Here is a 12,368-nt window from a genome sequence, read left to right on the forward strand (position 1 = left end):
GGGCTCCGAGGTATCGGCACCTCAGAACAGGAAATAACGCTGCGCCATCGGCAGCACGGTGGCGGGCTCGCAGGTCAGGAGTTCGCCATCGGCGCGCACTTCGTAGGTTTCCGGATCGACCTCCACATGCGGCGTCAGCGAATTGTGGATCATCGAAGCCTTGGAAATGCCGCCGCGCACATTCCGGACGGCCAGCAGCTTCTTGGCGACGCCGAGGCGCTGTGCAAGGCCGGCATCGAGCGAGGCCTGGCTGACGAAGGTAACCGACGAATTGGTCCTGAGCTTGCCATAGGCGGCGAACATCGGCCGGTAATGCATCGGCTGCGGCGTCGGGATCGAGGCGTTCGGATCGCCCATGGGGGCTGCTGCGATCGAACCGCCGAGCAGCACCATTTCCGGCTTCACGCCGAAAAAGGCCGGGTTCCAGAGCACCAGATCGGCCCGCTTGCCCACCTCGACCGAACCGATTTCGTGGGAGATGCCGTGGGCGATCGCCGGGTTGATCGTGTATTTGGCGATGTAGCGCTTGACGCGGAAATTGTCGTTATTGCCCGTTTCCTCCTTCAGGCTGCCGCGCTGGCGCTTCATCTTGTCGGCGGTCTGCCAGGTGCGGATCGCCACTTCCCCGACCCGGCCCATGGCCTGGCTGTCGGAGGAGATGATCGAGAAGGCGCCGAGATCGTGGAGGATGTCTTCCGCCGCGATCGTCTCCTTGCGGATGCGGCTTTCGGCAAAGGCGATGTCTTCCGGGATCGACGGCGAGAGGTGATGGCAGACCATCAGCATGTCGAGATGTTCGGCGAGCGTATTGACCGTATAGGGCCGGGTCGGATTGGTCGAGGACGGGATGACGTTCGGATTGCCGCAGACCTTGATGATGTCGGGCGCATGTCCGCCGCCCGCCCCTTCCGTGTGGAAGGCGTGGATGGTACGGCCCCGGATCGCAGCGACGGTATCTTCCACGAAGCCGCTTTCGTTCAGCGTGTCCGTGTGGATCATCACCTGCACGTCGAACTGGTCGGCGACCGTCAGGCAATTGTCGATCGCGGCGGGCGTCGTACCCCAGTCCTCGTGCAGCTTCAGCGACGAGGCGCCGGCGAGGATCATCTCTTCAAGCGGTTTCGGCAGCGACGCATTGCCCTTGCCGGCAATCGCGAGGTTCATCGGGAAGGCGTCGAAGCTTTCGATCATCCGCTCGATATGCCACGCACCGGTGCAGGTCGTGGCCAGCGTGCCATGCGCCGGGCCGGAGCCGCCGCCGAGCATGCAGGTGACGCCCGACATCAGCGCCTCCTCGATCTGCTGCGGGCAGATGAAATGGATATGCGCATCCATGCCGCCGGCCGTCAGGATCTTGCCCTCGCCGGCAATCGCTTCGGTGGATGGGCCGACGATGATCGTGACACCCGGCTGGGTATCCGGATTGCCGGCCTTGCCGATCGCGTGGATGCGGCCGTCCTTCAGGCCGACATCGGCCTTGTAGATGCCGGAATGGTCGACGATCAGCGCATTGGTGATCACCGTGTCGACCGCGCCTTCGGCCCGGGTCGCCTGGCTCTGGCCCATGCCGTCGCGAATGACCTTGCCGCCGCCGAACTTCACCTCTTCGCCATAGATGGTGAAATCCTTCTCCACCTCGATGAACAGTTCCGTATCGGCAAGCCGCACCCTGTCGCCCGTGGTCGGACCGAACATGCTGGCATAGGAGGCGCGGGACATCTTGTGGGGCATGGTTCAGACCTTCTCGGACAATGGGACGAAAGGCGGCCTCTTGGCCGCGCCACGATCAATGGTAACGGTTGGCGAAGCACCGGCGGCTTCATTGAGCTCGGCAATCAGATAATCGGCAAAGCCGGCGCCACCCTGCCGGAAAGCAGCAACTGCGCGCTCGACCGCCTCGGCCTCGCCAAGGACGACACTGTCCGATGCGAGAAGGCTTTCGATGAGATCGGCGAGCCTGGAGCGGTCGTATCCAGGCTTGCGCCGCAGCGTCCAAACAAGCTCGACAAGCGTGATAGGGTTGATGTAACCGGGTCTTTGCGGAGATAGTTGAGTATCGATGAACCGGGTAACGATCGGCGACCAGTGTGAATCATCGTCGAGGGCGTAGCGCACCAGGACATTGGTATCGAGACCGATCAAGGATCCTCCTCCTGCCGGTCGACAGCCGTGCGGCGCCTCACAGTCTCATAGATAGCCTCATCGATGTCGATAGGGCCGTCCGCCTTGCCGAAAATCCCCTTGATATGCGAAAGCCCGCTCTTCTTCGCCACGACCGAAACCTTGCCATTGTCATCGACGATGAATTGCACCAAGCCACCGGGAGGCAAGCCAAGGGCCTTCCTCACCTCGATGGGAATCGTGGCCTGCCCCTTCATGGATGTCTTCGCCTCAAATCTGCCCATCGTCTCACTCCCTGACTTCTCACCTCTCCCTACTTATCAAAAATTCCATACCGAAGCAATTTTCCACACCCGAACATCAGTTCCCCATAGCCTCGGTCAGTTCTTTCAATTCGGCAGTCCGCTTGCGGGTAAGATCCGCCTGGCATCCGGAAATCAGCATCGGCTCCATCGAGCCGCCATGCGCCTGAAAGCCGTAGGAAGTGCATTGCGCGTCGCGATAGGCGACCCAGGCGCGTTGCGCCTTGACCAGCGCATCATCGGCTCCCTTGGAATCCGGCGTGGCATCGGCATCCCATGCCTTCATCGTCTTGCGGGTCGCCTGGTATTGCGCGTTCAAAGCCTTGTCCGCTGCATCAAAATCCCGCTGCGAGCAGATGTTCATCTCCATCTGCGTCTTCGGGTTCTTGCAATTAGCCTTCGGCTCCTGGGCAAAGGCCGGCAGGGCGCAGAACACCAAAGCGGCGGCAGCAGCGGAAACGGATTTCACAACGCACCCATGATCTTCTGCTGGAAACCGTAGACCTCGCGCTTGCCGGCAAGCGGGATCAGCGTTACCGAACGGGTCTGGCCGGGTTCGAAACGAACAGCCGTGCCGGCGGGAATGTCGAGCCGCATGCCCCGCGCCTTGTCACGGTCGAAGGCAAGGCCGTTATTGGTCTCGAAGAAGTGGTAATGGCTGCCGACCTGCACCGGCCGGTCGCCGGTATTGGAGACCTCGACGGTCACGGTCGGAGCACCGGAATTGAGTTCGATTTCGCCTTCTGCGGCAATCACTTCACCCGGAATCATGGCTTTCTCCTTCAAGCCGCCTTGGGCGCGCAGCCCTCGGCCTTCAGAACACGTTTGGTGGACGCCGGATGGCGCGCGAGTGCCGCCGCCGGGCGCACCGGCCGACGCACCAGTTCGCCAGCGCAGTTCGGGCAGATGCCTTTCAGCACGTCGCTGGCGCAAACGGCGCAGAACGTGCACTCGAACGTGCAGATCATCGCCTCGCGGCTTTCCGGGGCGAGGTCCTTGTCGCAGCATTCACAATTGGGGCGCAGTTCCAGCATGGCGGCGGCCTCAGCGGATCGGTTCGTGCACGGTGACGAGCTTGGTGCCGTCGGGAAAAGTCGCCTCCACCTGCACGTCGTGGATCATCTCGGCAATGCCTTCCATCACCTGATCGCGGGTGACGACATGCGCGCCGGCCTCCATGAGCTCCGCCACTGAACGGCCGTCGCGCGCGCCTTCCACCACGTAGTCGGTGATCAGCGCGATCGCTTCCGGATAGTTGAGCTTGACCCCGCGCTCCAGCCGTCGGCGGGCGACGATCGCAGCCATGGCAATCAGCAGTTTGTCTTTTTCTCTGGGCGTCAGGTTCATGGGATTCCCGCAGTAAGATCAGATGTTCCAGACTTTCGGCACTGGCGCGCCGTTACGCAATACGGAAATTGCCGGTGTCAGGATTTTTCTCAAGGCGAATCCGGTCGGCGCCACCAGCCGTGCGATCAGCTTGCCATTCCAGTGGCTGGCTCCGCCAGTCCACAGGCTGGCTCCGCCGGGCGTATCGTCAAGGCATTGACGGAGTTTGGGAAAAAGCACCTCGGCCATCGGCCCGGTATAAAACAGCGTCGCAAACGCAACCTGGCCGGAAAGCACGGCGGCTGCCTGGGAAAGCTGCTCGATTTCGCCCTCGAATTTCATCTCTTCGGCATGGATCAGCTGACCCGACCGACGCACCCGCCAGCGGTCGCGGAAGAAGCCGTGCGCGACCGCCTCGCCCATTGCCTTGCGGCCAAGCAGGACCGCTTCGACGGCCAGGAATTCGGAGGTTTCGGAGAGATCGACGTCGAGTCGGCGGGTCAGCGAGGCCTGATCGAAAAGGATGGTTTCCTGGGGAAGCCAGTGCACCGAGGCATCTTCACCGACGGTGACATGGGTGGAGACGGAGGCGGTGCCGGACGAAGCCTTGTAGATCTTCTCGTTCGCCTGGGTGGTGACCGACAGTCTCGTGGAAGCCGCGGCGGCGACGGACCATTCGATCACGTCGCCGCCCGTCAGTCCCCCTGACGTATTGATGAGGATCGCCTCCATTTCAGGCGAAAAAGTTTCCGGAAGGCGAATTTTTGCGCAGCCTTCCTGGTAGAATTCGGCGAGCCGTGTCCGTCCGCCGAAAGCCTTGGTTACAAGGCGTCCTGCACCCCTTGCCCGCTGCGGCGCATATCGATCGGCTGGTTGCTGTTGCACGTCGTCCCCTGAAGATCGGCTTCGGTTCCGCAGTCTGATGCAACGCCCGTGCCAGACTTGGCCGCAGAGCCGGTCTTGGCAGGTGCGGCGGTGGCGATCACGTCAGTGCTGTCGGCCTTGCGGAAGAAGTCCCACATCCGCGAGGCCGGATCAACATTGGCGTCGAATGCCGGCTTGGCGACGGCGACCGCGGCCACCTTGGTGACGCTCGCGGCGCCGTCCTTGGCGGCAGCGATCACGGCTTCGGTGGCAGGGGCCGGCTTCGGCCAGTCATGCGTGCCATTGGCGAAAACATAGGATGCGACGCGCGCACCGTTCTTGCAGGTGCCGTAAAGGCTGAAGGTCACGTCGCCGATCGTCTTCGATTCTCCGTTGCCGCTGCATCCGTCGAGTTCTGTCCAGCGCTGGATCGCGGTCTTGAAACCGTATTGCCAATAAGTGCTGCCACCGCCGGCATAGGGGTTGGCCGCATCCTTGACGCCGGCAAAAGCCATGATCGAGATCGGCTTTGCCGGGTTGCAGCCCTGCGCATCGGGGCTCCACTTGCCGCCGGTCTCGACCGGGCGGCCGGCGCGCAGCGAATGCACGAAACCAGCGGCCGCAAAATCATCGCGGCCCGAGCAGAGGTAGGCCGACAGCATGCGGCCGCCGCCGGAATAACCGGAGGCATAGATGCGCGCCGGATCGACGCAGAATTCCTGCTTGGCGGTGGCGATTGCCTGCCGGATATAGGCGATCTCGTCGAGGCCTCCCGGCTGCTGGGTCACGAAAGGCACGTTCCAGGCATAGGTACCCGCCGAACTTCCGGGCAGGCTGCCCTGCAGCGCCAGAACGATGAAGCCGTTTTTCTCCGCAACCTTGTCCCAGGAGCTTCTGTTCAGCTGCCCCAGGGGATTGCTGTGGCTGCCATGGAGATCGAAAACCAGCGGTACCTTGTCCTTGCCGGTATAGGATGAGGGAATGAAATAGATTGCCGAACGGGCGACACCGTCTGTTTCGATGGTGATCGTGTGACGCCCTGCTGCCATCGGCTGCCCGCAGCCAGCGGCGAGAGCGCTGCCGGTCATTGACCCCAGGAAGGTCGTTGCGCCAAAAAAAACAGCTCCTACAGCAATCATGCGCGTAAGAGCGGGACGAGAGAAGAAACCGGCAACGCGTGCAAAGACCATCAGCGCCTCATCATGGGGTGCGGGGGTTGTCGACTATATGCGGAATGCCCTGAAAACGTGGGTGTAGTTAACATATATTAGCCGGCATTGAAACGCACGAAGTGCTGCAACGCGATACAAACATTCACCAGTAAAAATACTAGTCTCACACAGTCAGATGCCGCCTTGCTTCTGCCGTATCCAGAGTCTCTGCCGCCCCTTCGTGCACAATCTCGCCACGATCCATGATGTAGACCTGGTCGGCCAGTTCCCGGCAGAAATCCAGATACTGTTCCACCAAAAGAATGGCCATGCCGGTTGAATCCCGCAGGTAGCGGATCGCCCGGCCGATATCCTTGATGATCGACGGCTGGATGCCTTCGGTCGGCTCGTCGAGCACGAGGATCTTGGGTCTGGTGACCATGGCGCGGCCGATCGCGAGCTGCTGCTGCTGCCCGCCCGACAGGTCGCCGCCGCGCCGGCCGAGCATCGATTTCAGCACCGGAAACAGCGAGAAAATCTCGTCGGGAATGAACTTGTCCTTGCGGGCGAGCGGCGCGTAACCGCTTTCGAGATTTTCCTGGACAGTGAGCAGCGGAAAGATCTCGCGGCCCTGCGGGACGTAGCCGATACCATGCTTGGCGCGGTTATAGGGGGCAAGCCCGTTCAGCACCTCGCCCTGGAAGCTGATCGTGCCGCCGCTCACCGGATGCTGGCCGGTCACGGCGCGGAGAAGAGAACTCTTCCCCACGCCGTTCCGCCCCAGCACGCAAGTGATCTTGCCCATATCCGCCTGGATCGAAACGCCTCGCAGCGCCTGCGCTGCGCCATAGTGAAGATTGACGTTGTTGACTGTCAGCATCCGATCCACCGTTACCCGTTCAATTCATGAGCGTTCGCCTCAGCGCCTGCAGGGCGAGCTCCTGTTCCTTTGTCCTGTCACCGCCGACTTCGGCGACTTCCTCAGCAATGCCGATCAATTGCCGGCGTTCGTCATGATCGAGCGCCTTCGTCCAGAGATCACGGAAGCGGCGGATCGGATCCTCCGGATTGACGACGTTTTTCGACGCCCATTCACCGAAGATCACCACTTCCTCCATGTCACCCGGCCGGACGATGCCTTTCATGCGGTTGCGAACGACATCCTTCGCCGCCTCCACATACATCGGCTTTTCCTTGGCAAGGCACATGAAGAACGCCACAGCCGCAATCGCCGGGTCACCGATCGATGCGAGAGGGGCCGCCTCCGCCTTGTTGCGGAATTGTCGGCGCTTGTAAGCGCCCCGCATCCGTTCGACGGAATCGATGACCTCGCTCCCCGCCTCCCGCATCGTCTTCAATCGCCAGTACCAGACGGCTGCGCCGCCGATCGCCATAACCAGAATGCCGAGCAAAGCCATGAAATATCCCCATCTCCAAATCGGTTAGTTTTAAAACCGGTTCTGATTTGAGGTTCAAGCCTATAAGTTGCATCACTCAACGTCCGAGATAGTTCTCGATCACCTTCGGATCGTTCGAAACGAAGTCGATCGAGCCTTCGGCGAGCACCGAACCTTCCGCCAGACACGTCACCTTGACGCCGAGTTCGCGGATGAAGCCCATGTCATGTTCGACGACCACGACCGAGCGGGTCTTGGCGATTTCCTTCAGGAGCACCGCCGTCTCGGCCGTTTCCGCATCGGTCATGCCGGCGACGGGTTCGTCGACCAGCAGCAGTTTCGGTTCCTGGGCGAGCAGCATGCCGATCTCCAGCCACTGCTTCTGGCCGTGGGAGAGATTGGCCGCGTATTCTTGCCTGCGGTGCGTCAGGCGGATCGTTTCGAGGATTTCCTCGATGCGTGCTTTGTCCTCCGCAGACAGCGTATAGAACAGCGTCGCGAAGACACCGCGCGACCGGTTGAGCGCCAGTTCCAGATTGTCCCAGACGGTGTGGCTTTCGAACACGGTCGGCTTCTGGAATTTGCGGCCGATGCCGAGCTGGGCGATATCCGCCTCGTCTTGTCTGGTAAGGTCGATCGTATCCTCGAACAGGACGGTGCCGGCATCGGGCCGCGTCTTGCCGGTGATGATGTCCATCATCGTCGTCTTGCCGGCGCCGTTCGGACCGATGATCGCCCGGAGCTCCCCGGGCTCGACGACGAAGGACAGCGAGTTCAGCGCCTTGAAGCCGTCGAAGGAGACGGAGACATTTTCGAGATAGAGCAGGCTTTTCTGGCGTGCTTCGGAAATCATGTTCATGGTGTCGTCTCCCCGCCTATTCCGCCGCCTGGGCCTGGGCCACCGCCGCAGCGTCACCCCTGCCCTTTTCGGCATCAGCCGCAGCCTTCAGCGCCTGACGAGCCTTCAAGCCGTGCTGGACCGTCCCGACGATGCCCTTCGGCAGGAAAAGCGTGACCGCGATGAACAGGCCGCCGAGCGCGAACAGCCAGATCTCCGGGAAGGCGCCGGTGAAGAAGCTCTTGCCGCCATTGACGAGGATCGCGCCGATGATCGGGCCGATCAGCGTGCCGCGCCCACCGACCGCCGTCCAGACGACCACTTCGATCGAGTTTGCCGGCGCGAATTCGCCCGGATTGATGATGCCGACCTGCGGCACGAACAGCGCACCGGCGATCCCCGCCATCATCGCCGACACCACGAAGGTGAAGAGCTTGATGTTCTCGACCCGGAAGCCGAGGAAGCGCACCCGGCTTTCCGCATCGCGCACACCGACCAGCACCTTGCCGAACTTCGAGCGGACAATGGCGGACGCAAGGATCAGGCAGAGCGACAGCATCAGCGCCGACATGAAGAACAGAACCGCGCGGGTACCATCCGCTTGCACGGAGAAGCCCAGGATGTCCTTGAAGTCGGTGAGGCCGTTATTGCCGCCGAACCCCATGTCGTTGCGGAAAAAGGCGAGCAGCAGCGCATAGGTCATCGCCTGGGTGATGATCGACAGATAGACGCCGTTGACGCGGGAGCGGAAGGCGAACCAGCCGAACACGAAGGCAAGCAGGCCGGGCACGACCAGCACCATCAGCATGGCGAAGACGAACCAGTCGAAGCCGTGCCAGAACCAGGGCAGTTCCTTCCAGTTGAGGAACACCATGAAGTCCGGCAGGATCGGGTTGCCGTAGACGCCTCGGCTACCGATCTGGCGCATCAGGTACATGCCCATCGCATATCCGCCGAGCGCGAAGAACGCGCCGTGGCCGAGCGAGAGGATGCCGCAGTAACCCCAGACGAGATCGAGCGCCAGCGCCAGCAGCGCGTAGCAGAGATACTTGCCGAACAGCGACATGACATAGGTCGGGATATGGATGGCGCTGTCGGGCGGGGTCAGCAGGTTGAGCGCCGGCACCAGGATGCCGATGGCCAGAAGAATGCCGACGGCGGCGACGATACGGCCCTCGAGGGCGCGGAAGACAAAGCCGGAAATCATGCGTCCACCGCCCTTCCCTTGAGCGCGAAGAGACCGCGCGGACGTTTCTGGATGAAGAGGATGATCAGCACCAGGACCAGGATCTTGCCGAGCACGGCGCCGACCGAGGGTTCGAGGAACTTGTTGAGGACGCCCAGCGACAGCGCGCCGACCAGCGTGCCCCAGAGATTGCCGACGCCGCCGAAGACCACAACCATGAAACTGTCGATGATGTAGCTCTGGCCGAGGTTCGGCGAGACGTTGTCGATCTGGGAAAGCGCCACCCCGGCAATGCCGGCAATGCCGGAGCCGAGCGCGAAGGTGAAGGCATCGACCCAGGGCGTCCTGATGCCCATCGAGGAGGCCATGCGGCGGTTCTGCGTGACAGCGCGCATGTTGAGCCCGAAGGAGGATTTTTTCATCACCACCAAAAGCGCGACGAAGATCGACAGCGAGAAGGCGATGATCCACAGGCGGTTCCAGGTGATCGTCATGCCGCCGACTGGGAATGAACCGGACATCCAGGACGGATTGCCGACTTCCTGGTTGGTGGGGCCGAAGATCGAACGGATCGTCTGCTGCAGGATGAGCGAGACACCCCAGGTGGCGAGCAGCGTTTCGAGCGGCCTTCCGTAGAGGAAACGGATGACGCCGCGTTCGATGACCAGGCCGACCGCGCCGGTGACGAGGAAGGCGACCGGAAGCGCGATCGCCAGCGACCAGTCGAACAGGCCGGGCGCGTTCTCGCGGATCACCTGCTGCACCACGAAGGTGGAATAGGCGCCGAGCATGACCATCTCGCCATGCGCCATGTTGATGATGCCCATGACGCCGAAGGTGATCGCCAGCCCGATCGCTGCAAGCAGCAGGACCGAGCCGAGCGACAGGCCGTACCAGACGTTCTGCGCCATGTCCCAGAGCCGCTGCCCGCTTTCGATGCTGGCGATCGCCGCATTGACATCGCCCTTGAGGCTCGGATCGAGCGAGGCGGATGCGCCCATCAGGATGCCGATTGCGTTGCGGCCGCCATAGTTCTTGATCGTCTGGATCGCGGCCCGCTTTTCATCGACGGAACGGTCGGAGGAGAGCAGCGACACGGCGCGCGCTTCTTCCATGCGGGCCTTGACTTCGCGGTCCGTTTCCTTGGCGATTGCTGTTTCGAGGAGTTCGAGGTTTTCGGCGCTCGGGGAGCGCAATACGGCATCGGCCGCCTGCAGCCGCACGCCGCGATCCGGGCTCATCAGCGTCAGCCCTCCCATCGCGGAACGGATGACGCGGCGCAGGCTGTTGTTGATCTTGATCTTGGTGACCGCGCTCTTGGCGGCCTGGCCGACGGAAGCACCCGTCACCGGGTCGATCAGCTCGTAACCGGAGCCCGCCGCCTTGCCGATAAACACCAGGTTGTCGGACTTGCGGAAATAGAGGTCGCCCTCGGAAAATGCATTCAGCGCCGGCACGAGCCGGGCATCGCCGGTGGCGGCGAGCTGGCCGATCAATTTTTCAGCCTCGCCGAAATCGGCTTTCGCAAGCGCATTGATCAGCGGCTTGGGATCGCTCTGCGCGAAAGACGGCGCGGCGAAGGAAAACATCAGGCAGAGCAGAAGACCGAGGCTCTGCAGAACGCGGAAAGCAACTTTGCTCGTCATTGGAACCCCCTTGCGAGATCGCGGGCGACTGAACGCCGCCCGCGATGATGTCGATGAACATCAGAGGCAATCGGATCAGCTGCCCTTGCCGCCGCACTTGCCGGTGGCAACGTTGAAGTTGCCGCAGGACATCGGCTTGCGCCAATCGGAGATCAGGTTCTTCGAGTCCGGCAGGTAGTCGGACCACTCGTCGCCGACGACAGGCGCGGTTTCCTGAACGATGTCGAACTGGCCGTCAGCCTGGATTTCACCGATCAGCACCGGCTTGGTGATGTGGTGGTTCGGCATGACGGTGGACGTGCCACCCGACAGGTTCGGAACGGAGACGCCGATGATCGAATCCAGCACGGCGTCGGTATTGGTGGTGCCGGCAGCCTCGACAGCCTTCACCCAGGCGTTGAAGCCGATATAGGCGGCTTCCATCGGGTCGTTGGTGACGCGCTTGTCGTTCTTCGTGAACGCCTTCCATTCCTTGATGAACTCGGCGTTCACATCGGCATCGACGGACTGGAAGTAGTTCCAGGCAGCGAGATGGCCGACAAGCGGCTTGGTGTCGAGACCGGCAAGCTCTTCTTCGCCGACCGAGAAGGCGACGACCGGGATGTCCTCGGCCTTGATGCCCTGGTTGCCGAGTTCCTTGTAGAACGGCACGTTGGCGTCGCCGTTGATGGTCGAGACGACGGCGGTCTTCTTGCCGGCCGAGCCGAATTTCTTGATGTCGGAGACGATCGTCTGCCAGTCGGAATGACCGAACGGCGTGTAGTTGACCATGATGTCGGATTCGGCAACGCCCTTCGACATCAGGTAGGCCTTGAGGATCTTGTTGGTCGTCTGCGGATAGACGTAGTCGGTACCGGCGAGAACCCAGCGCTTCACGCCTTCTTCCTTGGCCAGATAGTCGACGGCCGGGATGGCCTGCTGGTTCGGGGCAGCACCCGTATAGAAGATGTTGCGCGAGGATTCCTCACCCTCGTACTGGACCGGGTAGAACAGGATCGAGTTCAGCTCTTCGAAGACCGGCAGGACCGACTTGCGCGAAGACGAGGTCCAGCAACCGAAAACGGCGGCGACCTTGTCCTTGGAAATCAGCTGGCGGGCCTTTTCGGCGAACAGCGGCCAGTCGGAGGCCGGGTCGACGACGACGGCTTCGAGCTTCTTGCCGAGCACGCCGCCCTTCTTGTTTTGCTCCTCGACGAGCATCAGCATGACATCCTTGAGGGTGGTCTCGGAGATGGCCATGGTGCCCGAAAGTGAGTGGAGAACACCGATCTTGATGGTGTCGTCAGCGGCAAAAGCGCCCTGCAGCGCCGTCGCCGACATGACGGCGGCGAGCAGCGCGCCGCCGAGTTTGGACTTAAATGTCATTGGTTCGAACCCCTCTTCTCGTTCGTCCGCAACGAGGACTTGACCGTTGCTGAAGCGACTATCGGTTGCTGCATCGCAAAACCGTATACGTCGAATGACGTACCGGTGGGGGAGAAGGGGGAAGAACCCTCACGCGGCGGAAACCCCGCGACCAACTGGCGTCTTCGCGCCA

General features: G+C 61.9%; 15 protein-coding genes. All 15 read right to left on the reverse strand.

Going from position 1 to position 12,368, the window contains the following annotated elements; translation table 11 throughout:
* Positions 1 to 21 precede the first annotated feature (21 nt).
* Positions 22 to 1,731 carry an urease subunit alpha gene (gene ureC / locus J2X76_RS09655; RefSeq protein WP_113126578.1) on the reverse strand — a complete coding sequence of 570 codons (1,710 nt, stop codon included), beginning with the start codon at positions 1,729 to 1,731 and terminating at the stop codon, positions 22 to 24.
* 3 nt (positions 1,732 to 1,734) lie between these two features.
* Positions 1,735 to 2,142: a type II toxin-antitoxin system VapC family toxin gene (locus J2X76_RS09660; RefSeq protein ID WP_310215363.1), complete on the reverse strand. Its 408-nt coding sequence runs from the start codon at positions 2,140 to 2,142 to the stop codon at positions 1,735 to 1,737.
* Positions 2,139 to 2,378 carry an AbrB/MazE/SpoVT family DNA-binding domain-containing protein gene (locus J2X76_RS09665; RefSeq protein WP_162736419.1) on the reverse strand — a complete coding sequence of 80 codons (240 nt, stop codon included), beginning with the start codon at positions 2,376 to 2,378 and terminating at the stop codon, positions 2,139 to 2,141. Before J2X76_RS09665 ends, J2X76_RS09660 begins: the two co-directional genes overlap by 4 nt.
* Before the next feature lie 103 nt (positions 2,379 to 2,481).
* A complete protein-coding gene (locus J2X76_RS09670) occupies positions 2,482 to 2,892 on the reverse strand; it encodes a lysozyme inhibitor LprI family protein (RefSeq protein ID WP_310215367.1) in 411 nt (136 codons plus the stop codon).
* Complete coding sequence (locus J2X76_RS09675) at positions 2,889 to 3,194, reverse strand: urease subunit beta (protein ID WP_310215370.1); 306 nt, start codon at positions 3,192 to 3,194, stop codon at positions 2,889 to 2,891. The genes J2X76_RS09670 and J2X76_RS09675 overlap by 4 nt, the downstream gene beginning before the upstream one ends.
* A gap of 11 nt (positions 3,195 to 3,205) precedes the next feature.
* Positions 3,206 to 3,457 (reverse strand): DUF1272 domain-containing protein, encoded by a 252-nt coding sequence (locus tag J2X76_RS09680; RefSeq protein WP_310215373.1) that lies wholly within the window; start codon positions 3,455 to 3,457, stop codon positions 3,206 to 3,208.
* A gap of 10 nt (positions 3,458 to 3,467) precedes the next feature.
* Complete coding sequence (locus tag J2X76_RS09685) at positions 3,468 to 3,770, reverse strand: urease subunit gamma (protein WP_113286432.1); 303 nt, start codon at positions 3,768 to 3,770, stop codon at positions 3,468 to 3,470.
* An 18-nt stretch (positions 3,771 to 3,788) separates the two neighbouring features.
* A complete protein-coding gene (locus J2X76_RS09690) occupies positions 3,789 to 4,634 on the reverse strand; it encodes an urease accessory protein UreD (RefSeq protein ID WP_310215377.1) in 846 nt (281 codons plus the stop codon).
* Positions 4,571 to 5,701 carry a PHB depolymerase family esterase gene (locus J2X76_RS09695; RefSeq protein ID WP_310215380.1) on the reverse strand — a complete coding sequence of 377 codons (1,131 nt, stop codon included), beginning with the start codon at positions 5,699 to 5,701 and terminating at the stop codon, positions 4,571 to 4,573. The genes J2X76_RS09690 and J2X76_RS09695 overlap by 64 nt, the downstream gene beginning before the upstream one ends.
* Before the next feature lie 247 nt (positions 5,702 to 5,948).
* On the reverse strand, positions 5,949 to 6,644 hold the full coding sequence (gene urtE / locus J2X76_RS09700; RefSeq protein ID WP_113285949.1) for an urea ABC transporter ATP-binding subunit UrtE: 696 nt from the start codon (positions 6,642 to 6,644) through the stop codon (positions 5,949 to 5,951).
* 19 nt (positions 6,645 to 6,663) lie between these two features.
* Positions 6,664 to 7,182 carry a hypothetical protein gene (locus J2X76_RS09705; protein ID WP_113126568.1) on the reverse strand — a complete coding sequence of 173 codons (519 nt, stop codon included), beginning with the start codon at positions 7,180 to 7,182 and terminating at the stop codon, positions 6,664 to 6,666.
* Positions 7,183 to 7,258: 76 nt separating this feature from the next.
* On the reverse strand, positions 7,259 to 8,020 hold the full coding sequence (gene urtD / locus J2X76_RS09710; RefSeq protein WP_113126567.1) for an urea ABC transporter ATP-binding protein UrtD: 762 nt from the start codon (positions 8,018 to 8,020) through the stop codon (positions 7,259 to 7,261).
* 16 nt (positions 8,021 to 8,036) lie between these two features.
* Positions 8,037 to 9,206 carry an urea ABC transporter permease subunit UrtC gene (gene urtC, locus J2X76_RS09715; RefSeq protein WP_310215384.1) on the reverse strand — a complete coding sequence of 390 codons (1,170 nt, stop codon included), beginning with the start codon at positions 9,204 to 9,206 and terminating at the stop codon, positions 8,037 to 8,039.
* The gene (urtB, locus tag J2X76_RS09720; RefSeq protein ID WP_310216517.1) at positions 9,203 to 10,774 is read right to left on the reverse strand and encodes an urea ABC transporter permease subunit UrtB; all 1,572 of its coding nucleotides are present in this window, start codon (positions 10,772 to 10,774) and stop codon (positions 9,203 to 9,205) included. Before urtB ends, urtC begins: the two co-directional genes overlap by 4 nt.
* A gap of 132 nt (positions 10,775 to 10,906) precedes the next feature.
* A complete protein-coding gene (gene urtA, locus J2X76_RS09725; RefSeq protein ID WP_310215387.1) occupies positions 10,907 to 12,196 on the reverse strand; it encodes an urea ABC transporter substrate-binding protein in 1,290 nt (429 codons plus the stop codon).
* Between the last annotated feature and the right edge of the window lie 172 nt (positions 12,197 to 12,368).

Origin of the sequence: Neorhizobium sp. 2083 (assembly GCF_031455615.1) — a bacterium.
Lineage (GTDB): Bacteria > Pseudomonadota > Alphaproteobacteria > Rhizobiales > Rhizobiaceae > Neorhizobium.

Coding starts and splice junctions, on each gene's coding strand:
- ureC (WP_113126578.1), bottom strand. CDS start 1,731: ATGCCCCACAAGATGTCCCGCGCCTCCTATGCCAGCATGTTCGGTCCG.
- J2X76_RS09665 (WP_162736419.1), bottom strand. CDS start 2,378: ATGAAGGGGCAGGCCACGATTCCCATCGAGGTGAGGAAGGCCCTTGGC.
- J2X76_RS09675 (WP_310215370.1), bottom strand. CDS start 3,194: ATGATTCCGGGTGAAGTGATTGCCGCAGAAGGCGAAATCGAACTCAAT.
- J2X76_RS09680 (WP_310215373.1), bottom strand. CDS start 3,457: ATGCTGGAACTGCGCCCCAATTGTGAATGCTGCGACAAGGACCTCGCC.
- J2X76_RS09685 (WP_113286432.1), bottom strand. CDS start 3,770: ATGAACCTGACGCCCAGAGAAAAAGACAAACTGCTGATTGCCATGGCT.
- J2X76_RS09695 (WP_310215380.1), bottom strand. CDS start 5,701: ATGACCGGCAGCGCTCTCGCCGCTGGCTGCGGGCAGCCGATGGCAGCA.
- urtE (WP_113285949.1), bottom strand. CDS start 6,644: ATGCTGACAGTCAACAACGTCAATCTTCACTATGGCGCAGCGCAGGCG.
- J2X76_RS09705 (WP_113126568.1), bottom strand. CDS start 7,182: ATGGCTTTGCTCGGCATTCTGGTTATGGCGATCGGCGGCGCAGCCGTC.
- urtD (WP_113126567.1), bottom strand. CDS start 8,020: ATGAACATGATTTCCGAAGCACGCCAGAAAAGCCTGCTCTATCTCGAA.
- urtC (WP_310215384.1), bottom strand. CDS start 9,206: ATGATTTCCGGCTTTGTCTTCCGCGCCCTCGAGGGCCGTATCGTCGCC.
- urtB (WP_310216517.1), bottom strand. CDS start 10,774: ATGTTTTCCTTCGCCGCGCCGTCTTTCGCGCAGAGCGATCCCAAGCCG.
- urtA (WP_310215387.1), bottom strand. CDS start 12,196: ATGACATTTAAGTCCAAACTCGGCGGCGCGCTGCTCGCCGCCGTCATG.